Source organism: Herbaspirillum lusitanum (assembly GCF_046025995.1).
In the GTDB taxonomy this organism is placed as follows: Bacteria; Pseudomonadota; Gammaproteobacteria; order Burkholderiales; family Burkholderiaceae_D; genus Herbaspirillum; species Herbaspirillum lusitanum_A.
Window position 1 is genome coordinate 1 of the sequence record NZ_JAQQFM010000016.1, and the last position, 26,190, is coordinate 26,190.

Sequence of the window (26,190 nt, forward strand, 5' to 3'; positions counted from 1 at the left end):
TACTTACACCATCGACAAGCTGAAGATGTTCCTCGGTTACGAAAACCTGCGCGCGCCTGATGTGGCGTCGGGCTCGCCGGACAAGGTGAATCATTACTGGCTGGGCGCGAACTACCAGATCACGCCGCAGCTGACGCTGATCGGTTCGGCCTTCCACGTCAACGTGAACAACAACGGCGGCAACGCCAACCTGTTCATGGTCGGCGCCAACTACTACCTGTCCAAACGCACCTTGCTGTATGTGGGCGCGGGCACCGTGCGCAACAGCGGCAACGCGACCTTCTCGGTGGAAGCCGACGAAGCCGGCGCACCATTGCCGGGCCAGAGCCAGAACGGCGGCTACTTCGGTATCAGCCACTCGTTCTGACGACGGCTTGATTCCTTCTGTAAGATCTTGAGGCAGTCATTCAAGGGCGGGCGCAAGCCTGCCCTTTTTTCGTTTCCGTCGGATGCTGCAACCAAACCATCCGGCAGGGAATCAGCTTCGCAGTTTTACTATCGTGCGCTCCTAGACCCCGCTGTCACTTCATCGACAGCATCAATGCACAAGAGGAAAGAATATGAAACATCAGCCTGAACTGATCGTCGACGGCGGCCATGAACTGGGCGAGGGAGTGCTGTGGTGCGAGGTCTCTCAGTCGGTGTTCTGGACCGACATTCACGCGGCGACGCTGTGGAATCATCACCCGGCCAGCGGCGTGACCCGCAGCTGGAATATGCCCGAACGGCTGGCGACGTTCGCGTTCACCGTCGATGCCGATCGCCTGCTGCTCGGGTTGGCTTCGCGGCTGGCGTTTTTCAATCTGAAGGATGGCGGCATTGAGGCGATAGCTGATGTAGAGGAACATCTCCCTACCACGCGTCTGAACGACGGCAAATGCGACCGCCAGGGACGTTTCGTTTTCGGCACCCTGAATGAGGCGGCAGACCGCGCACCGATCGCCGGTTTCTATCGTCTGAATCATGATCTCAGCGTGCAGCGGCTGAATCTGCCAGGCATCGCCATTTCCAACAGCATCTGTTTCAGCCCCGACGGCGGCACCCTGTATTTCTGCGATACCTTGGTGAATCGCATCATGTGCGTCGCGTACGACAGCGCTTCAGGAGACGTAGGCGAACCGCGTCTGTTTGCCGATCTCGCCACGCAACCGGGCAGCCCTGACGGTTCCTGTGTCGATGCCGACGGCTTCGTCTGGAACGCGCAATGGGGCGGCGCGCGGGTAGTCCGTTTTGCGCCCGACGGCAGCATCGATCACATCATCGAATTGCCGGTCGGCCAGCCGAGCTGCGTCGCATTCGGCGGCACGCAACTCGATACCCTGTACATCATCAGCGCGCACGAAGGCATGAACCCGGCACAACGCGAAATCGATCCGCAGGCCGGCGGCCTGTTTGCAGTGCGTCTGGAAGAAACCCGGACAAGGGGTTTGGCGGCGAACCGCTTCGGCGCCTGATCCCGATGTTCAATACTGTTCTTGCATGAAAAATGCCGGCTCGCCGCGCATAGGCGAAGCCGGCATTTTTTATGCTGTCTGACACGCATTGAAGTGAAGCATGTCACTGCACACCATCAGAACTTGTAGCTGACCCCCACACGCAGCACCGGGTACAGATTGTAGCCATGCACCTTGTCGTTCAGTTGCGCGTTCTCTGCGGAGACGTCGGTGGCCAGGCGCGAGCAGATCAGTGCCGATGCGGTGCATCCCGAATTGCTGACCGAGGTCGTGGCATTGCCCTGAAACATCACGCCCACGTCAGCCGTAAAGCCCCAGCCCTGATCCTTGGCGACGGCATTGCCGTAGCCGAGACCGACATACGGTGCGAACTTCTTGAAGTCGATGCGGCCATCGACTTGCCCCGCTTGCGATGCAAAGTAGGTGTTGCCGTTGATGGTGTAAGTGCCATTGTTTTTCGGTGTGCCGGTGGCTTCGACCTTGTTGCCGTTGTAGATCACGCCGCCGCTCAGGCGGAAGCCGTTGGCGAACGGAAACCAGTCGAGCAGGGCGTCGAAGGTACGCAGCTTGGCCTTGGCGTCGTAGTTGACGTCGTTGGTGCTGGAGTTGAACGAGTAGTCGAAATAGTTGACGCCGAAACGCGCATTGAGCGTTTGCGCCAGCGGCACCGACAAATGAAAACCGACGCCGGTGGTGCCGGCATCGGCGCTGACGCCCAGGCCTTCGGCGCGGGCTTCCTGGGTGGCGGCGGCAGCACCGGCGAACAGTACCAGACCGGCGAATGCAATGTGAGCGGGGGAAGAGATTTTGGTCATCATTTCTCTGTGAGCTTATCCATGAAAAGAATGGTTGGAAGACCGTGACGCTGAATCGCTCGCTGGCACGCCAAAGTCAGCGGGGCGCGGGAAATTCACCTGCATGGCAGGACGACATCGGTCGGGCAGACGAGCAAAGCCAGCGGTACAAGTCAAACTGAACTGGGCAATCAGAAGGTCAATCAAGCTGCGTGAACAGGCTACCCAATAAAGCAGTGAAAAAGCGGTGAAGTTAAGTGCTGAATCAATTGCTGGATCAAGCAGGCTTGCACAGTCGGCAATGCAATCAGAAACCGTTTTCTTTTTATTGGATGTACGGGTGACTGACAGGAATTATTTCAGACGGGACAGCTTAGCAATTGCCTGAAGTGAGGCCTGAATGCAGGCTAATTCATCCCGCGCACAGTCGCAAGCTCAGCCGTAGCGGAATACAACAGGCAATGGCAGGATTCGAACAATCAGATGATGGAAAAAGGCACTGAACGAAAAAAGACAAGCCGGACGGCTTGTCTTTTTTTTGCTTGCCTTGTAAAACGGCGCGCTCAATACAGCTGATCAATGAAGCGGATCAATGCAGCTGAGTGATGCGATTGAAGTCTTCGCCGTCGGCCAGTGTGTCGGCGCTGTTCTTCCAGCGTGTGCCGACTTCGCGCACCACCGGCAGATCGACGCCCACCTGATTCATCAGCTCGATGGCCAGATTCACATCCTTGCGCATCAGCTGCATGGTGAAGCCGGAGTTGAACGCATCGTTCATGATGCGGCTCGGGTAGTTGTATTGCGTCACGCCGCTGCGGCCGGAGCCGGCATTGATCGCTTCGATGATTTGCGCGATCGGCACGCCGGCCGCTTCCGACAGATGGAAGGCTTCGCTGGCGACCAGCAGATGCGAGGCCACCATCAGGTTATTGATGAGCTTGGCAGTGTGGCCGGCGCCGACTTCGCCGATGTAAAAGCGCTTGGTGCCCAACGCTGCCAGCAGAGGAGTTGCCAGTTCGACGTCGGCTGCGTTGCCGCCGATGAACATGGTCAGCTCGCCCTTGAGGGCGCCGGCGGCGCCGCCGCTGACCGGTGCATCGATGAACTTGATGCCGCGCTCGGCCAGGGCCGGCGCATTGTTGCGGGTGGACTTTGGGTCGGCGGTGGTGGTGTCGATCAGCACGGCGCCGGCGCGTATGGCAGCGGCCAGGCCGCCTTTCGTGTCGTCGCCGAACAGCACACTTTTGACGATCGCCGAATTCGGCAGCGACAGCACAATGGCGTCGCAATGCTGGCCGAGCTCAGCCATGCTTGCCGTGACCGCGATGCCGGCTTCGACGGCGGCGGCTGTGGCGCCGGCGGAGCTGTCGAAACCGACCACGTTGAAGCCGGCGCGAGTCAGCGACAAGGCCATGCCGCGTCCCATATTGCCGAGTCCTACCACGCCAGCTGTTTTGAATGAGGTCATTTTCTTGCTTTCCAGGTTAGATGATGGCTTGCCTTGTTGCGAATGCACGCTGGTTCTCAGCTACCGCTGGCGGTGGGTAGCCAGACACTCTTGGTCTGGGTGTATTCGTACAGCGATTCGACGCCGCTGGAGCGTCCGTAGCCGCTGCTGCCGTAGCCGCCGAAAGGGCTGGCGACGTGCATGTCGCGGTACATGTTGATCCAGAAAATGCCGGCCCGGACCTGGGCCGCAACGCGGTGTGCGCGTGCGATGTCGCGCGTCCATACGGCGCCGGCCAGACCGAATTCGCTGTCGTTGGCGATGGCGATGGCTTCTGCCTCCGTATCGAAGGGCAGCACTGCCAGCACCGGCCCGAACACTTCTTCGCGCGCAATGCGCATGTTGTTGTGTACGCCGCCCAGCACGGTGGGACCGATGAAATAACCTTGGCCATCGGTGGCAGCGCCGGTCGGTGCTTTGCCCGCCAGCAGTTGTGCACCTTCGTCCAGTCCCATCGCTATCATGTTCTGGATGCGTTGATACTGCGCCAGATTGTTGATCGGACCGCAATCGACATGTTCGTCGAGCGGATCGCCGCAGCTGTATTCGCGGCTGGCGGCAACCACTGCCTCAAGAAAGCGCGGATAGATTGAACGTTGCACCAGCAGGCGCGAACCGGCGGCGCAGTTCTGGCCGGTGTTGGCAAAGCCGGCGACCACCGCAGCTTTGACCGCCGCATCGAAATCGGCATCCTCGAACACGATGTTGGCCGACTTGCCGCCCAGTTCCAGCAGGCAGGAAATCGGGCGTTGCGCCGCCGCCGTATTGACGCGGCGACCGGTGGCGATGGAGCCGACGAACACGACTTTCTTGGTAAGCGGATTGGCAATCGCATGATCGCCTATGGTCTGGCCGAGCCCGTTGACCACGTTCAGCGTGCCCGGCGGCAGCCCGGCTTCAATGGCCAGTCTGGCCAGCGCGAGGGCCGTCAACGGGGTCAGCTCGGAAGGTTTGAGCAGCACGGCATTGCCCATCGCCAGCGCCGGCGCGATGTTCCATGCGGCCAGATAGATCGGTGAATTCCAGGGCGTGATCGCCAGCACCACGCCCAGCGGTTCGCGCAGCGTGTAGGTGAACTGCCCGCCCGGCACCGGGATCACATTACCGCCGAACTTGTCGGCCCAGCCGGCGTAGTAGCGGAAGATTTCGACCACTGCCGCCAGTTGCGCGCGGCTGCCCTTGATTGCCTTGCCGCTGGACAGGCTTTCAAGCTGCGCCAGCGCATCGGCGTCGCGCGCCACCAGTTCGCTCAGGCGCGCCAGCCGCACGCCGCGTTGCTGCGCCGGCAAGGCGGACCAGCGTTTGAAGCCTTCATCGGCATCGGCCAGCGCCGCCGCCGCCTGCGCGGGCGAGGTATCGCGATAGCGCATCAATTCGCGCTCGGTATAGGGATCGATCAGCGGCAGTTCAGCGCCGCTGCCGGCGATCGCCTGTCCGCCTATCCACGAACCGACTTCGTCTGCCGTGCCGACCGTGGCATTCAGCAGGCGCTCGAACAGCGCCTGTCTTGGCTGCTCGCCGACGTTCTCTCGCTTGTCCATGCTTCAGGCTTTCGCCGCGGTTTCAGCATCGATTTCGGCGAACAGCAGCTTGGCGATGCGGGTGGCGTCGCTGCCGGTGGGGATGCCTTCATACAGCGCGACCTGCAGGAACACTTCACCGATTTCGGCGCGCGTGACGCCGTTGTTGAGCGCGGCGCGGATGTGAATCTTCAGTTCGTTCGGACGATTGGCGGCCGACAGCAGCGCCAGATTGACGATGCTGCGGCTGCGGCGGTCGAGGCCGGGGCGAGCCCAGATATCGCCCCACAGATTCTTGATGGCAAAGGCGCGCATCGGTTCGCTGAATTCATCGGTGGCAGCAGCGGAGGCGCTGACATAGGCCGGGCCTAGCACTTCGCCGCGAATTTTTTCACCGAGTTTGTACAGTTCGTCCGCCATGATTTTTCCCTGAAATGAAGAAGTGAGTTGCTGTCGGAGCCGGCCTGCCATCTGCAGCAAGAAGTTGTTCGCCAGGCCGGCCTCGTTGGAAAAAGTATAGGCAGCGCGGGCGGCCCGACCAAGATGCTACTATCGTGATCATGAGCACATCCGGTGATCATCTCTGATCGCTTTTTCGACTCTCCCTTGTCTTTTTATCTTGCTTTTTTTGCCATCTGATCTTTCATGACGCTAGAACAATTGCGCGCCTTCGTCGCCGTGGTCGAACACGGCAGCATCCGCGCCGGCGCGCGGGCGCTCGGCATGGCGCAAAGCGGGCTGACGCAACAGGTCAAGCGGCTGGAAGCCAGCGTCGGCGGCACTTTGTTCGTGCGCGCGCACAGCGGTATCGCGCTGACGGCGCCGGGTACCGCCTTGCTGGCGCGCGCCCGTGTGATTCTCGGCGAATGCGACCGCGCGCTGCAGGAATGCGGTGCGCTCAATGACGAACTGGTGGGCGCCATCAACGTCGGTGTTTCGTCCGAGGCCTTTGCACGTTTTGTGCCGCAGGTGCTGCCGCAGTTGCGCCGGATGCATCCGCGCGTGAGCGTGCATCTGGCCAGCGGCCCGGCGTCCATGATGCTGACCGGGATTCGCGAAGGGCGGCTCGATTTTGCCCTGACGCTGGTGTCCGACGGCACCGACATGAGCGATCTGAGCGCCACCATGCTGTGCGCGGCCGACCCTTGCATACTTTGTCGCCAGGGCCATCCGCTGCAGCAGGCGACTTCGATCCGCGAGCTTGCCGACAGCGCCTGGATCAACACGCGCCCCAGCGGGCTGGCGGGTACGCCGGCCAACCGTCTGGCGGACTGGTTCGCCCAGCACCAACTGGCGCCGCCGCAACTGGTGGCCAGCGTCGAGTCGCTGCTCGATACCTTGCAACTGGTGGCGCAATCCGATTATCTTTTCCTCGGCCCGCGCGTGGCAATCGAGGCCCACGGTTTCAGCGCGCGTCTGGCAGCGGTGCCGGTGCGCGAGGCGATTCCGGCGTCCCGCATCAGCCTGATCCAGCGCACTGCGGTGCCGCTGGCGCCGGCGGCGCGCGAATTTGCGAGCATGCTGATTTCGTACGCGCGCATGGCGCGCGCCGCCTGAAGTTCGTCTCCTGATTCAGTTCAGCTTCTGTTCATTTTTCCAGGCTGCCTTGCGCAGGCGCCACCGCCTGCGTGAGGCCATTTGATCCAGGTCAAGGCAGCCGCGTTGCGCGCCGCCTAAGCTGGGAGCTCTGAAACTCCGTCCCTCGCCGGATGGTCATGGAGCATCGAATGCAAGCTGCCTTAACACCCCACGCCGTGTCGCTGGCCGGCATGAACCGCAACGTGTTGCGCAAGATGGATCAGCGCGGTCCGCGTTATACCTCGTATCCCACCGCCGATCGTTTCAGCGAGCGCTTCGCCGTCAAGGACTATCTGCACGCGGTCAGCGACCGTCGCGGCATGGGCGCCTGGCGCGCGCTGTCGCTGTATCTGCACATCCCGTTCTGCGACACCATCTGCTACTACTGCGCGTGCAACAAGATCGTGACCAAGAACCGCGCCAAGGCGGCGCTGTATCTGAGTTACCTCAAGCGCGAAATCGCCATGCAGGCGGCGCTGTTCTCGGGCATGAATCATGTCGAGCAACTGCATTTCGGCGGCGGCACGCCGACCTATCTGTCGGATAGCCAGATGGGCGATCTGATGGCCCACATCCGCGCCCATTTCACGCTGGCGCCGGACGAGGCCGGCGAATATTCGATAGAGATCGATCCGCGCACGGTGTCGGTAGAGCGCGTGTATTCATTGCGGGCGCAAGGCTTCAACCGCCTCAGTCTGGGCGTGCAGGACTTCGACGAAGACGTGCAGCGCGCAGTCAATCGGGTGCAGCCTGAAGAGCAGACGCTGGACATCATCGCCGCCGGCCGCACTGCCGGATTTCGTTCCATCAGCATCGACCTGATCTATGGCTTGCCCAAGCAGAACGTGATGTCGATGGCGCGCACGCTGGGCAAGGTGATCGACGCCGGCCCCGATCGCATCGCGGTCTACAACTATGCGCACATGCCGCATCTGTTCAAGTCGCAGCGCCAGATCAAGGATGAGGATCTGCCAGGCGCGGAAGCCAAGCTCGACATGTTGTCGCTGTGCATCCGTCAACTGACGGCGGCCGGCTACGTCTACATCGGCATGGACCATTTCGCCAAGCCGACCGACGACCTCGCCGTCGCGCAGCGCCAGGGGCGTTTGCATCGCAACTTCCAGGGCTATTCCACCCATTCGGAAACCGATCTGGTGGCCTGCGGCGTATCGGCCATCAGCGCCGTCGGCGGCAGCTACAGCCAGAACGAAAAGACGCTGGATGAATACTATGCGCGGCTGGAAAGCGCCACTCTGCCGATTGCGCGCGGCATCCAGCTGAGCATGGACGATGTGTTGCGGCGCCTGATCATTCAGCGCCTGATGTGCAATTTCGAGTTGTCGCTGACTTCGCTGGAGATCGCTTATCCCATCGTCTTTCGCGAATACTTCGCCGATGAAATGGAACGCCTGCGCCTGCTGGAGCAGGACGGGCTGATCAGCATCGAAGACGAGTGGATCACGGTGGAGTCGAAAGGGCGCATGCTGATCCGCAACATCTGCATGGTGTTCGACCGCTATCTGAATCAGGATTTGACGCAGGCCAGACTGGCAGGCATGGAGGCGACGCCCCAGCGCTATTCGCAGACCGTTTAAGACGGCAGGAATAGTTCAAGGCCGGCTGAGCGACAGCTTCAGCCGGCTTTTTTTATGCCCGTGGCAGAGGCAAGCATTCCGCGCCGCTTAAAAAAATGCCGTCCAGCCTGCGGCTGCACGGCATGTTCAAGCACGAACTTCGCAGATCAGGCCGGCTTGGGCATGGCGCAGACATCGACGCCGGCCGCCAGTTTTTTCAGCGCGGCCAGATCCACCACTTCCACTTCGCGCTGCTCCACCACCAGCAGGCCCTGCTTGCGGAAGCGCGAGATCAGGCGGCTGATGCTCTCTATGGTCAGGCCCAGATAGTTGCCGACATCCTGGCGCGTCATGCGCAGCTGGAAGCGGGTTGAGGAATAGCCGCGCGCCGCGTAGCGCGAAGACAGATTCACCAGGAACGCGGCGAAGCGCTGTTCGGCGCGCATGTTCCCCAGCAGCATGATGACGCTCTGTTCGCTGGTGATTTCGTGGCTCATGATGCGATGAAAGTGGCGCAGCAGCGTCGGCATCTGGCCGAACAGTTGTTCCAGCATGGCGAAGGGGATTTCGCAGACTTCGCTGTCCTGCAGCGCCACCGCGTCGCACTGATGATGCTCGGTGCTGATGGCATCCATGCCCAGCAGTTCGCCGGGCATCTGGAAGCCGGTGATCTGGCGGTCGCCGTCGAGGTTTTCCTGATAGGTCTTGAAATGGCCGACGCGCACCGCGTACAGCGAGGTGAAGCGGTCGCCGATGCGATACAGGAAATCATCGCGCGCCACCTTGCGGCGGCCGATGATCTTGTCCAGCCGGCGCATGTCGCTGACATCCAGCCCCATCGGCAGGCAGAGCTGGTGCATGCCGCAGGAAGTGCAGCTGCGCAGTGCGCTGCCGGCGACGCTGGTGGAGGCGGAAGAACAGGAGGGTGAGACCTTGAGGCAGGACTGATTCATACGAGATTCCCGGCAGACGGATGCCCTGGATGCAGGCGACACATGCATTCTAAGTGCTGGGAAGGCTGCCGGAAGCCGCAGCGGCGCCAATCCGACGCGGTTTATTGTCCTAGGTCAAACAAGCGTGGATTAGCTGGTCATAAAGGGCCGCATGCGGGGCTGAATGAAGCCCATCGGCTGGCCGGCAAACCGGTGGGCAAAGCAGAAGGTGCGGTCTTGATGGCGGGGAAGCGGGCGATATCGCATTTGACCGGGGCTGCGATTGCCCTTCCATGTGACCGTCTTATTGTCAGGGAAGCAAAAATCAGGAAGCCGATTCGGGCGCCGTTGCCGTTGGCGGCAGCTCCAGCGGCTGGCTGGTCTGGCGGCCGCGGAAGTCGGTCCAGCACAGGCGGTCGAAGTCGTACAGCTTGCAGCGGCGCGCGGTGTCGAAATACCAGCGCCATGAAAAGCGCTGAATCACGATGCGGCCCGGCAGCATGGTTTCCAGCTTCTTCTGCGCCTGCTTGAGGCGATACAGCGGCACGCTCATGTCCACGTGGTGCGCGGTATGTTCCATGATGTTGTGCAGCAGCGAGCCCCACCAGCGGCCGAAGGTCAGATGCACGGTGGTCGAGACGAAGGGCTGGGCAGCGGCCCAGCTTGTCTTGTCCTGATACCAGGCTACTTCGGTATGCGTGTGGTGCACATAGACCACGAAGCCCATCATCGACTTCCAGAACATGATCGGGATCAGGAAGCCGGTAATGAACAGCGTCCAGAATGATTGGCCGGTGGCGTCGGCGGCCCAGGCCATGCCGGCCACCCACACCACCGCCATGGCGGTGACCAGCACGCCGTCCCAAATGAATTCGGCGCGGCGCGTCGGCATCTGTTTTTTCGACGGAAAGTACATGCGCTTCCACCACATATCGATCAGGTAATACAGGCCGGGGCCGACGCCGCTGCGGTAGATGCGCTCCAGCTGACGGCGCCAGCGTGGCAGAGCTTGAAACTCCTCGAGTGTGCGCGGCAGCCAGACAAAGTCGAAACCCTTCAGATTGGTGTAGCCGTGGTGCACCACGTTGTGGCCCACCGCCCATAGGCTGTAAGGCGTCAGTGACGGCATGAACAGCAGACGGCCGAGCCAGGTATTGAGTCTGCGGTTTGGGGTGAAACTTTGATGACAGGCATCGTGGCCGAGAATGAACAGGCGGCCGATGACGAAGCCGGTCACCACGCCAAGCGCGATCTTGGCCAGTATCCAGGGGGTCCAGATGATGGCTGTCAGGCCGAGGCCGAACAGACAGAAATCAATGGCCGAGAGCAGCAGCGCGATGGCGGTGCTGCGCTGGCTGATCGGGATCACCCAGGAGCGGATGATTTTGCGGTGTGGCATTGGTGCGCCGGGGGCGACTGGGGTGGTGTGCGAAGTCGTCGACATCGTATTACCTCATCTTGCGGTGGACTGGGGGCGGAGAAGCGGGCTGGGTGAACTGCGCCTGCTGCCGTGGCTGCTGCCTCTGCGGGGACGGGTTTCCAAAAAAGCAAAGCGACCAGTCATCTGAAGATGACGGATCGCGCCGTTTGGGTCCGGCAAGGATACCGCAGAACCTCAGAAACGATAACCCACCCCGACGCCGATCAGCCAGGGATCGATGCGCACGGTGCTGATCCTGGTGCCGCCCGACATCACGTCGCTGCGGATCTGCACTTTCTTGACGTCGAAATTGACCAGCCAGTGGCGGTCGATCTTGACGTCGAAACCGGCCTGCAATGCCGCGCCGAAGCTATGGCTTTCCAGTTGCGCATTGCCGTTCAGCAGCGTCACATCGGAGATGCGGGTGTAGTTGACGCCGGCGCCGACATAAGGGCTGAACGTAGCGTCAGGCGTGAAGTGGTATTGCAGCAGCAGCGTCGGCGGCAGATGCTTGAAGCTGCCGATGGTCTGGCCGTCCAGCCGCACGTCGTGTTTTTGCGGATAGGTCAGGATCAGTTCGGCCGCCCAGTTGGGTGTGAAGAAATAGCTGATGTCGAGTTCGGGAATGGTCTTGGAGCTGACCGTGAGACGATCCGAAGCACCTACGCCGCCGACCGGATCGGACTTGTTTTCAGGGCTGATGTTGACTGCGCGCAGACGCAGCAGCCATGGGCTGGCGGCTTCCTGCGCAAAGGCGGCCGGTGCGGCGAAAGAAGAAAGCAGGCCCGCAGCAGCGGCCGCCATGGCGATGAGTTTTTTCACGGTGATTTACCTGACGAGTGATGACGGACGAAAGGTACGCGTGAAAGCGGCGGGGGGCTTTGATGCTGATCAAGCAGGACGGATTTGAATCGGGCGGGCCGCGCTATGCGAACTGCCGTGATGGCTGTGATGCAGGCATGGATGTCTATGCAGCATCGAGTACGAAGGGTTTGACCTCGGCATTGATTTTCTTCTCAAGCGCCTTGGCTGCAATTTTAAGATCGAAGGTCTGTTGCAGGCTCAGCCAGGATTGCGCATCGCCGCCGAAGAAGCGCGCCAGACGCAAGGCTGTGTCGGGCGTGATGCCGCGTCGTTCGTTGATGATTTCGCCGATGCGTGTGGCGGGCACATGCAAGGCCAGCGCCAGCGCGTTGGCGCTCAGATTGTAGGGCAGGAGAAACTCCTCGCGCAGAATTTCACCGGGATGAACCGCGCGCATACCGTTGTGTGCGCCGTCGCGTACTTTCTTCATGATTTTCCGTTCCTCGCTTGCGTGGTGTTGCTCAAGGGAGCTCAGGGAGCTTGATGGCATTCAGTCGTGTCAGTGGTAGTCGGTGATTTCTACATGCTCGGCGCTGCCGTCCGCCCAGATGAAACACAGACGCCACTGCGCGTTGATACGCATGCTGTATTGCCCGATGCGGTTGCCGGACAGGGCCTCCAGCCGGTTGCCCGGCGGCGAGCGAAGAAACTCCAGTGTCGCCGCCGCATCCAGCAGCTGCAGCTTTCGTTCGGCCACTAGGCGGATGTTGGCAAATCTCGCCACTTTCCTGCCGGAAAAAACGGCTTCGGTATCGCGGCAATGAAAGGATCTGATCATGCCGGCCAAAGTATAACGTCTTGCGTTATATGTGAGTAGCCGGATGTGGAAAACGCAGAGGGTATTTTGAGACGCCGAGGCCAGGGCGCAGCGTGTATCGGTGGTATATCGGCGAAAACAAAACGGCGTGGCAGCCCGCGAGGGCGCCACGCCGTTTTTACTTCGAAGGAACAGCGTGCAGCTTATTCCTTGAAGCGTGCTTCACGCGCCAGCTTGACCAGGTTCTCCGGGTCTTCGAAGGCCTTGTAGTAAGCGTTCAGCGCAGGTGCGCCGCCGAGGTGAGCGTACAGCACGCGCTGGCCCTTGAACTCGCCCTTCTTGGCCATGCTCATCAGACCGTCGATCGATTTGCCTTCGTACACCGGATCGGTCAGCATCGCTTCCATTTCGGCGGCGGTGCGGATCGCGGCGATGGTTTGCTCGCTTGGCAGGCCATAGGCCGGGCCGCTGTAGTCAGGGTTGATCTCGATGTCGGAGTCCTTCACCACCACGCGCTTGCCGCCCTTGGAGGCGATCAGCTCAGCAGTGTCGTTGGCGATCTTGGTCACGGCGCGACGCGTCATCGCTGCATCATCGGCGGTGTCGATGCCGATCACGCGGCGGCGCTTTTCTTGCGCAGCGAAACCCACCACCATGCCGGCCTGGGTCGAACCGGTACAGGTCGCGACCACCACGTTGTCGAAGAAAATACCCAGTTGCTGTTCTTGCATCGCCACTTCATCGGCGAAGTTGGCATAGCCCAGGCCGCCCAGCGGGTGGTCCGATGCGCCGGCCGGGATCGGATAAGGCTTGCCGCCCTTGGCGCGGACTTCTTCCAGGGCCTTGGCCCAGGTGTCTTTTTCAGTAGTCGAGTAGCCGTAGCCGCCCATGATCGGATTGCCGCCCATGATGCGGGTCAGCAGAATGTTGCCGACCTTGTCGTAGACCGGATCGTCCCATTCCAGCCAGGTTTCCTGCACGGTGTACGACTTCATGCCGACCGCAGCGGCGGCCGCGCACACCTGACGGGTGTGGTTGGACTGGATGTTGCCGATCGAGACCAGTGTGTCGCAGCCCTTGGCCAGCGCATCGGCCACCAGCCATTCGAGTTTGCGGATCTTGTTGCCGCCGTAAGCCAGACCGGACGAGACGTCATCGCGCTTGGCCCAGACTTCCACGTCGAGCATGGCCGACAGGCGTTCCAGTTTGTGCAGAGGGGAAGGGAAGAAACCCAGCGTTTTACGCGGGAAAAGTTTGTCGAGTGCCAGCATGAGAGAGCTCCGGTTCAGGTTCAGATCAGTGTCAGATCAATTGAGATGAAGTCGTGTGACCGGGATCAACTTTACGCTTCTCGAATTAAAACGTGCTTCCTAATTTATGAGATTATTACGTTTGAAAAATCGATGAAATAGATATTGTGAAAATATTGATTCATTAAAGTTAAATTTACTGGAATATTATTCATGTCACTTGATCGCATGGACAAGCGCATCCTCAAGGCGCTGCAGAAGGATGGCCGGATCGCCAACGCAGAGCTGGCGGAGCAGCTGGGGATGAGCAAAACGGCCTGCTGGAATCACACCAAGCGCCTGATGGATGAGGGCTATGTGAAGGAGGTGCGGGCCATCCTCGATCCGGAAAAACTGGGCCTGCCGGTGCTGGTGACGGTGGGCGTGGTGCTGGACCGCTCGACGCCGGAAAGCTTTGCCGAGTTCGAACAGGCGGTGCGCGATATTCCGGCCGTGCTGGAATGCCTGCTGCTGGCCGGTGAGTTCGATTACTGGATCAAGCTGCGCGTGAAGGATCTGCAAGCCTTCAACCGCCTGCACGCCAATGTGCTGCTGCGCCTGCCGGGCGTACGCCAGCTGCGCTCCTTCTTTGTCTTGAATGAAGTGAAGAACAGCTACGATCTGGTGGTGGAGTGAGGAGGCTTGAATCTTGCAGAACAATATGCCGCCTTCAGCAGGCTTCATTCAGACCCTGTAATCTTTCTCGACCATTTGTTTCTTTCATTTGCCTGCCGGTATTCAGGCCGGACAGATTTTTTATCAAAGGATTTCACCGATGACCACTGCTACCGACAGCCGTTTCCGCACGCTTTACCCGCCGATCAATCCTTACGACAGCGGCATGCTCGATGTCGGCGACGGCCATCAGGTGTACTGGGAGGTGTGCGGCAATCCCAAGGGCAAGCCGGTGGTGTTTTTGCATGGCGGCCCGGGCGGCGGATGCGGGCCTAGTCATCGCCAGCTGTTCAATCCCGAGAAATACCGCATCGTGCTGTTCGATCAGCGCGGTTGCGGCCGCTCGCTGCCGCATGCCAATCTGGACGCCAACACCACCTGGGATCTGGTGGCCGATATCGAAAAGCTGCGCGTCAGACTCGGCATTGAAAAGTGGCAGGTGTTCGGCGGCTCCTGGGGCAGCACGCTGGCGCTGGCCTATTCCGAAACGCATCCGGAGCGCGTCACCGAAATCATTCTGCGCGGCATTTTCCTGCTGCGCCAGCGCGAGCTCGACTGGTATTACCAGGAAGGCGCATCGTGGCTGGCGCCGGATCGCTGGGAAGAATTCCTGGCTCCGATTCCCGAAGCGGAGCGCGGCGATCTGGTCACCGCCTATCGCAAGCGTCTGACCGGTTCCGACGAAGCCGCGAAGCTGGAGGCGGCGCGCGCCTGGAGCCGTTGGGAAGCCAGCACCATTACGCTGGTGCCGGATGTGGGCATGATGGACAAATTCATCGACGCCCATTTCGCGCTGGCTTTCGCTCGCATCGAAAACCATTATTTCGTCAACAAGGGTTTCATGGAGGAAGGACAGTTGCTGGCCAATGCGACGCGTCTGCACGGGATTCCCGGTGTGATCGTGCAAGGCCGTTACGATCTGGCGACGCCGGCCAAATCGGCCTGGGATCTGCACAAGGCCTGGCCGGATGCGCAGTTTCATCTGATTGAGAGCGCGGGCCATGCTTATAACGAGCCGGGGATTCTTGATCAGTTGATTCGGGCGACGGACGGGTTTGCTGATCGCTGATTCGTGCGCTTCACCTTAAGGCATGATTGAAAACGGGCGGGCCTGATTCAGGCCCGCCCGTTTTTTTGCTTAGAAGCTGAAGCTGACTTCTCCTACTCCCTCCAATACCGCTTTCACCTTTTGTCCTGCCACTGCGTTCTGCACGCCGGTGCAGGTGCCGGTGGTGACGATCTGGCCTTTTTTCAGGGGCACGCCGCGCAGTGAGCAATGACGCGCCAGCCACGCCAGCATGGGCCAGATGTCGCCGGCCGGGTTGGTGCCGGTCATGTGTTCCACTTGCTTGTCGTCGAAGAAGAGCGTGGCGGTGAGCTTGCGCACGTCGGGGGCTTCGGCCGGCAGCGGTACGGCTTTGCCCAGCACCAGCGCGCCGTGGCTCAGCAAGTCTGCCAGCGATACCAGCGGCTCTTCGCAGGGCGTTGCCGCGAGCCGGGTTTCGACTACTTCGATCAGCGGCAGCATGGCGTCGAAGGCGTCCAGCAATTCTTCCCTGGAGGGCAGGCGGTCGCCCGGGTCGAAGTCTTTGCCGAGGCGGAACGCCAGTTCGGCTTCGATGGCGCGACGCGACCATTGCGGGCCGCTCAGCACGCTGCCCGATGCATAGATGCCGGCCGCCGGCAGCGGGGCGCAGCTGGCCTGGGTGCCGGCGCCTTTGCTGCCGACTTTCCAGCCGCCGATCGGGCCTATCTGCGCCAGCGTCGCATCCTGAATCGCGTAGGCGGTATCGGCGTCGAGCGGGGTAAAGCGGCGCCAGTCGACGCCTTGATGGCTGTTGCGGGCTTCGATGAATAAGCGGGCATGTTCTGCTGCAGTTGCTGAACTCATGAATGCATTCTCCGGGAGAGGGTGGGGTAACTGGTATGACGAAAATAGCGCTTCATTTTAATGAGCGCGCGGCTTATAGGCTGAGCTGCCGATTCTTTACATGTCCTTGCTTAGCTCGGCCAGCAGATATTCCAGAAAGATGTCCACGCTGCGCGGCAGTGTGCGGCCTGCCAGCGTCTGGACTTCGATGAAGCGGCCGTCGGTGGGGCAGTCGCGGATCGGGCGTATGGTCAGTTCGCCCGCTGCGGTGCGATAGCGCACCGTGACTTCACCGGTGATCGAGAGCGCGTCGTTGTCCACCAGATAATTGTGCAGGGTCTGTATGTAGTTGCTGGTCATGACCGCTTCGATCACGACTTGCTGGCGACTGCAGGCGATGTCGAACAACTGGCGCAGGGTGGTGGTGGGATCGGGCAGCGCCATCGGATAAGGGTGCAGCTGCGACAGCGAAACCTGTTTGAAACGGCTGAGCGGATGGTCGTGCCGCATCACCAGAAATATCGGGCCGGGCTGGCGATGGACTACCTTGATTTCGGCTTCCGGCAGACGGGTGAAGGTCAGGCCGATATCGGCGTTGCCTTCGCGCACCTGGCGCGATACCGCCGCCGGCGGGCCGACGAAGACCTGAAACACAAAGCCCGGATACTTCTTTTGAAAGGCATTGATCAGGCGCGGCAGGAAATCAATGCTGAAGCCCTCCGAGGCGGCAATCCGCACGCGGCCGCTGCGCAGGCCCTTGAGCGCCTGCAGGTCTGCCACTACGCGATCGGCTTCCAGCGCCACCTTTTGCGCATGCGCGGCCAGCATTTCGCCGCCGGCGCTGAGCACCATGCCGCGCGGACGTCGCTCAAACAATACCGTGTCCAGCATTTCTTCCAGACTGCTGATTTGACGGCTGATGGCGGAGCTGGCGACGTTCAAACGCTGCGATGCTTCACTGATTGAGCCGCAACGCACCACCTCCAGAAAGTAGCGCAGAGCGGTGTCTTGCAGATGCTGGGATTTCATGTCAGACCTTTTTATGCGGGTTCACTCAAAAAGCCTGTATGGCTTATTTGGTGCGGGCTTCACGGCTTTGGTGCAGAACAGCAAGAAACGGCTGGATGCCTAAAACGGCATTTGGATCACTTGCCGCGATGCTCCGGCGATGCAGCTGTTTTTGCTGAAAATTCATTGTGGTGCACAATTTTTGGCATCTCTTTTCGGCAATGCAGGCATAGAAATTTGATAATTGCGGCATCGTTAAATTGTGGCCTAGTATGCATTCGACGTCGTTGTTTTTCCAAACAATTCTCGAAAGAAGGGCAAACATGAACGCAATAAAGAAATCCCTGGTTGCATGGTCACGATGTGCGGTGCTGGTAGCGGGGGCTACTGCATCGATGTCCGCAATGGCCACCAAGGCCAACGACACTTTGGTCTACGCTTCCGACAGCGAAGTGGAAAACATCAGCCAGTATCACAACAACCTGCGTGAAGGCGTCATTCTTGCCCACCTGATCTGGGACACGCTGATTTACCGCGATCCCAAGACCAACGAATACAAACCGCAACTGGCGACTGCCTGGAAGTGGGAGTCGCCGACAGCGCTGGTACTGGATCTGCGCGAAGGCGTGCAATTCCAGAACGGCGACAAGTTCACTGCCGACGACGTCGCCTTTACCTTCAACTACGTGGTGTCCGCCGAATCCAAGGCCGTGACCCGCCAGAACACCGACTGGATCAAGAGCGTCGACAAGATCAGCGACTACAAGGTCCGCATCAACCTCAAGCGTCCTTTCCCTGCTGCGCTGGAATATCTGGCCGGCCCGCTGCCGATCTATCCCGGCGCCTACTTCAAGAAGGTCGGTCTCGACGGTTTCGCCAAGGCGCCGATCGGCACCGGTCCTTACAAGGTCACCAGCGTGACCCCGGGCCAGGGTGTGACCATGGTCAAGAACCCCACCTACTTCAAGGACAGCCCGCAAGGCCAGCCGAAGATCGGCAACATCAAGTTCGTGATCATTCCCGATCCGGAAACCCGTTCGGCGCAACTGATGACCGGCGCGGTGGACTGGATCTGGCGCGTGCCGGCCGATCAGGCCGAATCGCTCAAGAGCACGCCGAAGATCAGCGTGCAAAGCGGTGAAACCATGCGCGCCGGTTTCCTCTCGATCGACGCCACCGGCGCTTCTTCCGCGAATTCGCCGTTCAAGGATCTGCGCGTGCGCCAGGCCGTGAACTACGCGATCAACCGCAAGGGCATCGCCGACAATCTGGTGCGCGGCGGCAGCCAGCCGCTGTACACAGCCTGCTTCCGCACGCAGTTCGGTTGCGACAGCAATGCCGTCATCAAGTATGAATACAACCCGGCCAAGGCCAAGGAATTGCTGGCGGCGGCAGGTTATGCCAACGGTTTCGATACCGACATCTACGCCTACCGCGAACGTGAATTTGCCGAAGCCATCATCGGCGATCTGCACAAGGTCGGCATCCGCGCCCGTCTGCACTACATGAAATACGCAGCGCTGCAGACCGAATATCGTAACGGCAAGACGCCGCTGACCTTCCAGGCCTGGGGTTCGTATTCCGTGAACGACGCATCGGCCTTCATCGGCGTGTTCTTCAAGGGCGGCAGCGACGACATCACCAAGGATCCGCAACTGCGTCAATGGCTGGAGCTGGCCGACACCTCGACCGATCCGGCCGTGCGCAAGGAAAACTATTCCAAGTCGCTGGCGCTGATCTCGAAGCAGGCTTACATGGCGCCGCTGTTCTCCTACTCGACTTACTACGCGTTCAATTCGCAGCTGAAATTCCAGGGCTATCCGGATGAACTGCCGCGTTTCTACGAGGCCAGCTGGAAGTAAGCGCTGCACATCGGGCATGCCGCCGGTCCCCAGGCCGGCGTGGCATGACCGGCAAGCAATACCGGTAGTAATCGCAGGGCCAGCAGTTGCAACAAGAGCATCCAGTAAATGCAGTACAGCCGCTCCGGATCGAAACTTGCTTCGGTCCGGAGCCGGTTCACCGCATCACCGTATTTCAGCCATACCAGCAAAGCTTCTGACAAAGCGCCTGCCGCCGGCGGTGTTTTGTCAGAAGCTCTGAATCTGAGCCAACCGTGAGGGGCATGTCGCCATGTTGATCTATATCTTGCGCCGTCTGGCGATCGCCTTGTGCGTCGCCATTACGGTTTCCGTGGTCAGCTTTGCCTTGCTGCACCTTTCCGGCGATCTCGCCACATCGATCGCAGGGCCTGAAGCCACTGCCGCCCAGGTCGAATCGATCCGGGTCGAGTTCGGCCTGGACCGGCCGATGACGACCCAGTATTTCGACTGGCTCGGCAACGCCTTGCATCTCGACTTCGGCAAATCCTTCTACTTTCAGGGCCAGGTGATCGACATGATCGCCGAGCGCATGCCGATTACTTTCAAACTCGGCGGCAGCGCCTTGCTGCTGGCCATCGTGGTGGCGATTCCCCTGGGCGTGCTGGCGGCCATCTATCGCGATACCTGGCTAGACCGCGTGGCGCTGATGATCGCCGTGGTGGGGCAGGCCATGCCCAGCTTCTGGTTCGGGCTGACCCTGATTCTGATTTTTTCCGTGACGCTGCACTGGTTGCCGGTTGCCGGCAACGAGAGTTGGGAGAACTTCGTGCTGCCGGCGGTGGCGCTCGGTTACTACGCCATGCCGGCCATGATGCGGCTGACCCGCGCCGGCATGCTGGAAGTATTGAGCTCGGACTACATTCGCACCGCCCGCGCCAAAGGCCTGAGCAAGAGCAAGGTGATCTTCAAGCACGCGCTGCGCAATGCCGTGATTCCGGTGGTGGCGCTGGCCGCAGTCGAACTCGGCTTCATGCTGGGCGGCTCGGTGGTGATCGAATCGGTGTATTCGATGCAGGGCCTGGGGCAGCTGGCCTGGGACGCGATTTCCCGCAATGACTATCCGGTGGTGCAGGCGGTGGTCCTGATCATTGCCATGTTCTACATCGGCCTGACCTTCCTCGCCGACGTCATCAACGCGATGCTCGATCCGCGCATCCGCACCCGCTAGGAGCCGCCATGTCGACTACTTCCACTTCAGCCACGCCCATGCCTGCTGCGCCTCTGCTGCAAGCCGCGCTCAAGCCGATCCCGCTGTGGCGGCGCAAGCTCAACCGCATGCTCGGCCATCGCGGTCTGGTGCTGGGCTCCATCATCCTGGCGGTGATTGTGCTGGCGGCGATCTTTGCACCGCTGCTGGCGCCGCACGATCCCTTCAATCAGGATGTTTCGCGGCGTCTGATTCCGCCGGTCTGGAATGCGCAGGGCAGCTGGGAACATATTCTGGGCACCGACAAGCTGGGCCGCGATTATCTGAGCCGCCTGATCTACGGCGCCCGCGTGTCGCTGATCATCGGCGCCTGCGCCGCGCTAATCTCGGGTCTGATCGGCACCACCCTGGGCGTGCTGGCCGGTTACTTCGGCGGCCGCGTGGATTCGGTGATCAGTTACATCATCACTACCCGTCTGGCGATGCCGGTGGTGCTGGTGGCGCTGGCGATGGCTTCGCTGGTCGGCGGTTCGCTCAACGTGGTGATCCTGCTGCTCGGCCTGCTGCTGTGGGATCGCTTCGCCGTGGTCACACGTTCGGCCACCCAGCAATTGCGCGATGCAGAGTTCATTGCCGCCGCCAAATCGATAGGCGCTTCCACGCCCTACATTCTGGTGCGCGAAATTCTGCCCAACATCATGAGTGCGCTGATCGTGGTGGTGACGCTGGAAATGGCGCACGCGATTCTGCTGGAAGCAACGCTGTCCTTCCTCGGTCTGGGTGTGCAGCCGCCGACGCCGTCCTGGGGGCTGATGGTGTCCGAAGGCAAGTCCTACATGTTCTTCAAGCCCTGGGTGATTGTGATTCCCGGCATCGCGCTGGCCATGCTGGTGCTGGCCATCAATCTGGTCGGCGACGGTCTGCGTGATGTGAATGCGCCGGACGGCCGCAACTGATCAATGATGCAGGCGATAACGAATACCAGGAGCAAGCACATGATGAGCACCAATTCTTGCGGGAGCATGCGATGAGCGTTTTACTCGATGTCAAAAATCTGCGCGTCGATCTGCCTACCGAAAACGGCGTCCTGCACGCGGTGCGCGGTATCGATTTCCAGGTCAAGCGCGGCGAGATGCTGTGCCTGGTGGGCGAATCCGGCTGCGGCAAGTCCATGACTTCGCTGGCGCTGATGGGACTGCTGCCGCGCAAGGCCAAATGTACGGCAGACTACATGCGCTTCGACGGCGTCGATCTGCAAGGCCTGTCCGACAAGCAGCTCAATCAACTGCGCGGCAAGCGCATGTCGATGATTTTTCAGGAGCCGATGACCTCGCTCAATCCTTCGTACACGCTGGGCAACCAGCTGTGCGAAGCGATGCTGCAACAGCCCAATGTCAGCCGCGCCGAAGCGCGCGAGCGGGCGATTTATCTGCTGCACCGTACCGGCATCAGCAATGCCGAAGACCGCCTGCGCCAGTATCCGCATCAGTTGTCGGGCGGCTTGCGCCAGCGCGTAATGATTGCGATGTCGCTGATGTGCAATCCCGATCTGATCATTGCCGATGAACCGACCACGGCATTGGACGTGACGATACAGGCGCAGATTCTGCGCATGATCCGCGAGCTGCAAAAGGAATTCGGCACCGCCGTGGTGTTCATCACTCACGATCTGGGCGTGGTGTCGCGCATTGCCGATCGCGTGGCGGTGATGTACGCCGGCCAGGTGGTGGAAACCACCGACGTCGCGCAACTTTTCGCCAGCCCGCAGCATCCTTACACACGCGGTTTGCTGAACTGCATCCCGGTGCGCGGCAAGACACTCCCGGGCAGCAAGCTGCAGGCGATTCCCGGCGTGGTGCCGAGTCTGATCGGCAATGTCGGCGGCTGCACCTTCCGCAATCGCTGCGCACTGGCTGACGCTACCTGCGAGCAGGATCCTCCTATGGTCAACACCAGCGCCGGCGCCTTGCCGCATTACGCGCGCTGCCACAAAGTGACGGCGGTGCAAGCAATGGAAAGCAGCGAGGTGATGGCATGAACATGGGCGACTTCGGAAATATCGCAGCACCGGAAAAACCGGAACATCCCGGCGGCGACATCGCGCTGGAATTGTGCGCGCTGAGCAAGGTGTACAGCATGAAGCGCGGCATGTTCAAGGCGCCGGGCGAACTCAAGGCGGTCAACGATGTGTCGCTGCGCCTGTATCGCGGCGAGACGCTGGGACTGGTCGGCGAGTCGGGCTGCGGCAAGAGCACCCTGGCCAAGATGCTGCTGGGTTTGCTGGAGCCGACTTCCGGCAATGTGCTGATCAACGGTCAGGAGGTCGATCCCACGCATCGCAAGCAGAATGCGCGGCACATCCAGCCGATTTTTCAGGACCCGTATTCCTCGCTTAATCCACGCAAGACCGTGGCCGAGATCGTCGGCCTGCCGCTCAGGCTGCATGGCATAGGCACATCGGCCGAACAGCAGAAATCGGTGCGCAAGATTCTCGATCTGGTCGGCATGCCGGAGCGCACCAATCATCAGTATCCTAACCAGTTGTCGGGCGGCCAGCGCCAGCGTGTGGCGATTGCGCGGGCGCTGATCTTGCGGCCCGATATTCTGATCTGCGACGAACCGACCTCGGCGCTGGATGTCTCGGTGCAGGCGCAGATTCTGAACCTGTTGCTGGATCTCAAGGCCGAGTTCGGCCTGACCTATCTGTTCATCAGCCACGACCTCGGCGTGGTGGAGCATCTGGTGGACCGCGTGGCGGTGATGAACAAGGGCAGCATCGTCGAGCTGCAGACGCGCGAAAAGATCTTCTCCGAAGCCCAGCATCCTTACACCCGCATGCTGCTGGCCTCGGCCCTCACGCCTGAACCGGGGCGCGGTATTCCGGAACTGGCGGTGAATGGCTGAGCGGCGGTAAGGCAGCGGCTGTTTGCCGAATTGACATCCGTTTGAAACCGACATGCATACTCCGCCGCAGGTCGCCTTGCGCGATCCTGTGAGCTCCCGGCATCTGCATGCGGCATGAATATGTTTACTTATTTGTTTTGACCCAGCGTCATATCCAACTCATCGAGGAGAAGCAGTATGAGCAGATCGCAAGCCATCGCACAGGTGGGCGCCTATTTCGACGACGGCCGTTTCATGGCGGTGTTGCAGAAACGTGTGGCCATCCGTACCGAAAGCCAGGAGCCCGCGAGCCGTCCGATTCTGTACGATTACCTGCATCAGGAAATCGTGCCCGAGCTGCAAGGCCTGGGCTTTACCTGCGAGGTGGTTGAAAACCCGCTGCCCAACGGCAGCCCCTTCCTGCTGGCCGAACGCATGGAAGAAGGCGCCGCCTTCACCTTGCTGACCTACGGCCACGGCGACGTCGTGCGCGGCTACGACAAGCAATGGCGCAGCGGCCTGAGCCCATGGGAAATCGTGGTCGAAGGCGATCGCTGGTACGGTCGCGGCATCGCCGACAACAAGGCCCAGCACACCATCAACTTCGCTGCGCTGACCGAAGTGATGAAGCTGCGCGGCGGCAAGCTCGGCTACAACGTCAAGGTGATTCTGGAGATGGGCGAAGAGACCGGTTCGCCCGGCCTGAAGGAAGTCGCCGAGCAATATCGCGAACGCCTCAAGTCGGATCTGTTCATCGCTTCCGACGGCCCGCGCGTGAATGCGCCGACGCCGACCATGTTTCTCGGTTCGCGCGGCGGCTGCAATTTCGATCTGCGCGTGAACTCGCGCGAGGGCGGCCACCACTCCGGCAACTGGGGCGGGCTGCTGCGCAATCCCGGCGTGCGTCTGGCCAATGCCATTGCTTGTCTGGTGGACGGCAAGGGCCGCATCCGCGTGCCCAGCCTGCTGCCTGACTCGCTGCCGCAAAGCGTGCGCAATGCGCTGGCCGATGTGAAAGTGGGCGGCGGCCCGACTGATCCCGAAGTCGATGCGGAGTGGGGCGAGCCGGGCATGACGCCGGCCGAACGCGTATTCGGCTGGAACACGCTGGAAGTGCTGGCCTTCAAGACCGGCAATCCGGAAGCGCCGGTCAATGCGATTCCCGGTCATGCTTCGGCGCATTGCCAGATCCGTTTTGTGGTCGGCAGCGATGACAAGAATTTCATCGCCAACATTCGCGCCCATCTGGATGCGCACGGCTACAACGATGTGGAAGTAACGCTGTCGGGCGTGCAGTTCTCCGCGACCCGTCTGAATCCGGATGATGAATGGGTGCGCTGGGGCCTGGCTTCGATGCAGGAAACCAGCGGCAAGCCGCCGACGCTGTTGCCGAATCTGGGCGGTTCGCTGCCCAACGATGTGTTCGCCGACGTACTCGGGCTGCCGACGCTGTGGGTGCCGCACTCCTATCCGGCCTGCTCGCAGCATGCGCCCAACGAGCATATACTGGCCAGCGTCTCGCGCGAGTCGCTGCAAGTCATGGCGGGCTTGTTCTGGGACCTGGCGGAGCAGGGCAAGCAGGTGCTGGAACGCCGCGTGGCGTTGGCTGCCTGAACTGACTGAGCGACAGGCTTCTTTATTCAGAACCCGTTTCATGATGAAGCGGGTTCTTTCACTTTTACCCTCCGGAGCATTCAATGAGCACAGCCACAGCTTTTTGCCAGGTGTCCGATCTGGACGACGTCAAGAGCGAACTGGTCGGCATCCGCCGCCACATTCACCAACATCCCGAGTTGTCGTTTGAAGAAGTCGATACCGCCGCGCTGGTGGCCGGACGGCTCGAAGGCTGGGGCTATGCGGTGACCCGCAACATCGGCGGCAATGGCCTGGTGGCGACGCTGCGTGCCGGTACCGGCAGCCGCAGCATCGGCGTGCGGGCTGACATGGACGCCTTGCCGATCAATGAGCTGACCGGCCTCAGCTACGCCAGCGAACACCAGGGCAAGATGCACGCTTGCGGCCACGACGGCCACACTGCGATGCTGCTGGCAGCGGCGTTGCAGTTGTCGCGCACGCGCAATTTCGACGGCACCGTCAATCTGATTTTCCAGCCGGCGGAAGAGGCCGGTTTCGACAGCGGCGCCCAGCTGATGCTGAAGGATGGCCTGTTTGAACGCTTTCCATGCGACGCTATTTTCGGCATGCACAATCACCCTGGCGTGGCGACCGGCACCTTCATGTTCCGCTCCGGCCCGTTCATGGCGGCCTGCGATACGGTCAATGTGCGCATCGTCGGCAAGGGCAGCCATGCGGCGCGTCCGCATCTGTCGATCGATCCGGTGGTGGTCGCATCCAGTCTGGTGATGGCGCTGCAGACCGTGGTCGCACGCAATATCGATCCGATGGAAACTGCGGTGGTGACGGTCGGCGCCATCCATGCCGGCAATGCCTCCAATGTAATTCCTGAAGACGCGACGCTGGCCATGAGCGTGCGTTCCTTCAAGCCGGAAGTGCGTGAGCAACTGGAGCAGCGCATCCGCGCGCTGGTGGAAAGCCATTGCGAAGGTTATGGCGCGAAGGCTGAGATCGAATACATCCGCGGCTATCCGGTGCTGGTCAATTCGGAAGCCGAAACCGAGTTCGCCAAAAAGATTGCCGAAGAGCTGGTCGGTCCGGAGCAGATCATCGCGCCATTCGGCCCGATCGCCGGCAGCGAAGATTTCGCCTATTACCTGCAGCATCGTCCCGGATGTTTCCTGCGGGTCGGCAACGGTCAGGGCAAGCCCATGCTGCACAACGCCCACTACGATTTCAACGATGAAAACGTGACCCTGGGCGGCGCTTACTGGACCCGTCTGGTGGAGCGTTATCTGGCGGTGCAGCCGGGCTGATTCCTTCACATTTCGCGGCCTTGTTGCTGCCGGCAACAATGGCCTCGTGCGCCTTGTCGGCTGCCTGTCAGCGCTCCGTCAGCCGGCCTCGGGCGGCCTCAGCGGCAAAGCAGGAGCGGTGCTAGACTGGCCGCTTCTTTTCAA

At 60.8% G+C, this 26,190-nt stretch carries 26 protein-coding genes; 13 read left to right on the forward strand and 13 right to left on the reverse strand.

Features of this window, described 5'->3' with window-relative positions; genetic code table 11:
* Together PQR62_RS24505 and PQR62_RS24510 are read left to right on the forward strand one after the other, a co-directional pair.
* On the forward strand, nucleotides 1–367 hold a 367-nt coding region (locus PQR62_RS24505; protein ID WP_408160696.1), incomplete at its 5' end, for a porin.
* A 193-nt stretch (nucleotides 368–560) separates the two neighbouring features.
* Entirely contained in the window at nucleotides 561–1,454 is an 894-nt protein-coding gene (locus tag PQR62_RS24510; RefSeq protein ID WP_408160697.1) for an SMP-30/gluconolactonase/LRE family protein, read from the forward strand.
* Nucleotides 1,455–1,570: 116 nt separating this feature from the next.
* Here PQR62_RS24510 and PQR62_RS24515 read toward each other — a convergent pair whose 3' ends face one another.
* From PQR62_RS24515 to PQR62_RS24530, 4 genes are all read right to left on the reverse strand, one after another.
* Nucleotides 1,571–2,272 carry a hypothetical protein gene (locus tag PQR62_RS24515; RefSeq protein ID WP_408160698.1) on the reverse strand — a complete coding sequence of 234 codons (702 nt, stop codon included), beginning with the start codon at nucleotides 2,270–2,272 and terminating at the stop codon, nucleotides 1,571–1,573.
* 565 nt (nucleotides 2,273–2,837) lie between these two features.
* Nucleotides 2,838–3,731, reverse strand: coding sequence for an NAD(P)-dependent oxidoreductase (locus PQR62_RS24520; RefSeq protein ID WP_408160749.1), 894 nt, complete (start codon nucleotides 3,729–3,731; stop codon nucleotides 2,838–2,840).
* Between the two features lie 41 nt (nucleotides 3,732–3,772).
* Nucleotides 3,773–5,296, reverse strand: a complete 1,524-nt coding sequence (locus tag PQR62_RS24525; RefSeq protein WP_408160699.1) for an aldehyde dehydrogenase family protein — start codon at nucleotides 5,294–5,296, stop codon at nucleotides 3,773–3,775.
* Nucleotides 5,297–5,299: 3 nt separating this feature from the next.
* Nucleotides 5,300–5,695, reverse strand: coding sequence for a carboxymuconolactone decarboxylase family protein (locus PQR62_RS24530; RefSeq protein WP_408160700.1), 396 nt, complete (start codon nucleotides 5,693–5,695; stop codon nucleotides 5,300–5,302).
* Nucleotides 5,696–5,920: 225 nt separating this feature from the next.
* Here PQR62_RS24530 and PQR62_RS24535 point away from each other — a divergent pair, with 225 nt between their 5' ends.
* Both PQR62_RS24535 and hemN read left to right on the forward strand, forming a co-directional pair.
* Complete coding sequence (locus PQR62_RS24535) at nucleotides 5,921–6,832, forward strand: LysR substrate-binding domain-containing protein (protein ID WP_408160701.1); 912 nt, start codon at nucleotides 5,921–5,923, stop codon at nucleotides 6,830–6,832.
* A 170-nt stretch (nucleotides 6,833–7,002) separates the two neighbouring features.
* Nucleotides 7,003–8,448: an oxygen-independent coproporphyrinogen III oxidase gene (hemN, locus tag PQR62_RS24540; RefSeq protein ID WP_408160702.1), complete on the forward strand. Its 1,446-nt coding sequence runs from the start codon at nucleotides 7,003–7,005 to the stop codon at nucleotides 8,446–8,448.
* Between the two features lie 146 nt (nucleotides 8,449–8,594).
* On the opposite strand, the gene fnr is transcribed toward hemN, so the two are convergent.
* The 6 genes from fnr to PQR62_RS24570 all read right to left on the reverse strand — a co-directional run bounded on the left by fnr (nucleotide 8,595) and on the right by PQR62_RS24570 (nucleotide 13,671).
* Nucleotides 8,595–9,380 (reverse strand): fumarate/nitrate reduction transcriptional regulator Fnr, encoded by a 786-nt coding sequence (gene fnr / locus PQR62_RS24545; protein ID WP_408160703.1) that lies wholly within the window; start codon nucleotides 9,378–9,380, stop codon nucleotides 8,595–8,597.
* A 304-nt stretch (nucleotides 9,381–9,684) separates the two neighbouring features.
* Complete coding sequence (locus PQR62_RS24550) at nucleotides 9,685–10,758, reverse strand: fatty acid desaturase (protein WP_408160704.1); 1,074 nt, start codon at nucleotides 10,756–10,758, stop codon at nucleotides 9,685–9,687.
* 216 nt (nucleotides 10,759–10,974) lie between these two features.
* On the reverse strand, nucleotides 10,975–11,583 hold the full coding sequence (locus PQR62_RS24555) for an OmpW/AlkL family protein (RefSeq protein WP_408160750.1): 609 nt from the start codon (nucleotides 11,581–11,583) through the stop codon (nucleotides 10,975–10,977).
* Nucleotides 11,584–11,746: 163 nt separating this feature from the next.
* Nucleotides 11,747–12,073 carry a HigA family addiction module antitoxin gene (locus tag PQR62_RS24560; protein ID WP_408160705.1) on the reverse strand — a complete coding sequence of 109 codons (327 nt, stop codon included), beginning with the start codon at nucleotides 12,071–12,073 and terminating at the stop codon, nucleotides 11,747–11,749.
* A gap of 69 nt (nucleotides 12,074–12,142) precedes the next feature.
* Complete coding sequence (locus tag PQR62_RS24565; protein ID WP_408160751.1) at nucleotides 12,143–12,421, reverse strand: type II toxin-antitoxin system RelE/ParE family toxin; 279 nt, start codon at nucleotides 12,419–12,421, stop codon at nucleotides 12,143–12,145.
* A 182-nt stretch (nucleotides 12,422–12,603) separates the two neighbouring features.
* On the reverse strand, nucleotides 12,604–13,671 hold the full coding sequence (locus PQR62_RS24570) for a 1-aminocyclopropane-1-carboxylate deaminase (RefSeq protein ID WP_408160706.1): 1,068 nt from the start codon (nucleotides 13,669–13,671) through the stop codon (nucleotides 12,604–12,606).
* 192 nt (nucleotides 13,672–13,863) lie between these two features.
* Here PQR62_RS24570 and PQR62_RS24575 point away from each other — a divergent pair, with 192 nt between their 5' ends.
* Nucleotides 13,864–14,325 (forward strand): Lrp/AsnC family transcriptional regulator, encoded by a 462-nt coding sequence (locus PQR62_RS24575; RefSeq protein ID WP_408160707.1) that lies wholly within the window; start codon nucleotides 13,864–13,866, stop codon nucleotides 14,323–14,325.
* 139 nt (nucleotides 14,326–14,464) lie between these two features.
* Nucleotides 14,465–15,433: a prolyl aminopeptidase gene (gene pip, locus PQR62_RS24580; RefSeq protein ID WP_408160708.1), complete on the forward strand. Its 969-nt coding sequence runs from the start codon at nucleotides 14,465–14,467 to the stop codon at nucleotides 15,431–15,433.
* A 69-nt stretch (nucleotides 15,434–15,502) separates the two neighbouring features.
* Here pip and PQR62_RS24585 read toward each other — a convergent pair whose 3' ends face one another.
* The 3 genes from PQR62_RS24585 to PQR62_RS24595 all read right to left on the reverse strand — a co-directional run bounded on the left by PQR62_RS24585 (nucleotide 15,503) and on the right by PQR62_RS24595 (nucleotide 17,657).
* Nucleotides 15,503–16,255 (reverse strand): 2-keto-4-pentenoate hydratase, encoded by a 753-nt coding sequence (locus tag PQR62_RS24585; protein ID WP_408160709.1) that lies wholly within the window; start codon nucleotides 16,253–16,255, stop codon nucleotides 15,503–15,505.
* Between the two features lie 96 nt (nucleotides 16,256–16,351).
* Nucleotides 16,352–17,263: a LysR family transcriptional regulator gene (locus PQR62_RS24590; RefSeq protein WP_408160710.1), complete on the reverse strand. Its 912-nt coding sequence runs from the start codon at nucleotides 17,261–17,263 to the stop codon at nucleotides 16,352–16,354.
* A gap of 43 nt (nucleotides 17,264–17,306) precedes the next feature.
* The gene (locus PQR62_RS24595) at nucleotides 17,307–17,657 is read right to left on the reverse strand and encodes a hypothetical protein (RefSeq protein ID WP_408160753.1); all 351 of its coding nucleotides are present in this window, start codon (nucleotides 17,655–17,657) and stop codon (nucleotides 17,307–17,309) included.
* Between PQR62_RS24595 and PQR62_RS24600 the strand changes: the two genes are divergently transcribed.
* From PQR62_RS24600 to PQR62_RS24630, 7 genes are all read left to right on the forward strand, one after another.
* Nucleotides 17,566–19,104 (forward strand): ABC transporter substrate-binding protein, encoded by a 1,539-nt coding sequence (locus tag PQR62_RS24600; protein ID WP_408160711.1) that lies wholly within the window; start codon nucleotides 17,566–17,568, stop codon nucleotides 19,102–19,104. The two genes, PQR62_RS24595 and PQR62_RS24600, sit on opposite strands and share 92 nt — an antisense overlap.
* A gap of 271 nt (nucleotides 19,105–19,375) precedes the next feature.
* The gene (locus PQR62_RS24605; protein ID WP_408160712.1) at nucleotides 19,376–20,293 is read left to right on the forward strand and encodes an ABC transporter permease; all 918 of its coding nucleotides are present in this window, start codon (nucleotides 19,376–19,378) and stop codon (nucleotides 20,291–20,293) included.
* 8 nt (nucleotides 20,294–20,301) lie between these two features.
* Nucleotides 20,302–21,228, forward strand: coding sequence for an ABC transporter permease (locus PQR62_RS24610; RefSeq protein WP_408160713.1), 927 nt, complete (start codon nucleotides 20,302–20,304; stop codon nucleotides 21,226–21,228).
* A gap of 71 nt (nucleotides 21,229–21,299) precedes the next feature.
* Nucleotides 21,300–22,310 (forward strand): ABC transporter ATP-binding protein, encoded by a 1,011-nt coding sequence (locus PQR62_RS24615; protein ID WP_408160714.1) that lies wholly within the window; start codon nucleotides 21,300–21,302, stop codon nucleotides 22,308–22,310.
* Nucleotides 22,307–23,176: an ATP-binding cassette domain-containing protein gene (locus PQR62_RS24620; protein ID WP_408160715.1), complete on the forward strand. Its 870-nt coding sequence runs from the start codon at nucleotides 22,307–22,309 to the stop codon at nucleotides 23,174–23,176. The genes PQR62_RS24615 and PQR62_RS24620 overlap by 4 nt, the downstream gene beginning before the upstream one ends.
* A 177-nt stretch (nucleotides 23,177–23,353) precedes the next feature.
* Nucleotides 23,354–24,769, forward strand: a complete 1,416-nt coding sequence (locus PQR62_RS24625; protein WP_408160716.1) for a M20 family metallopeptidase — start codon at nucleotides 23,354–23,356, stop codon at nucleotides 24,767–24,769.
* A gap of 83 nt (nucleotides 24,770–24,852) precedes the next feature.
* Entirely contained in the window at nucleotides 24,853–26,046 is a 1,194-nt protein-coding gene (locus tag PQR62_RS24630) for a M20 aminoacylase family protein (RefSeq protein ID WP_408160717.1), read from the forward strand.
* Nucleotides 26,047–26,190: the final 144 nt, after the last annotated feature.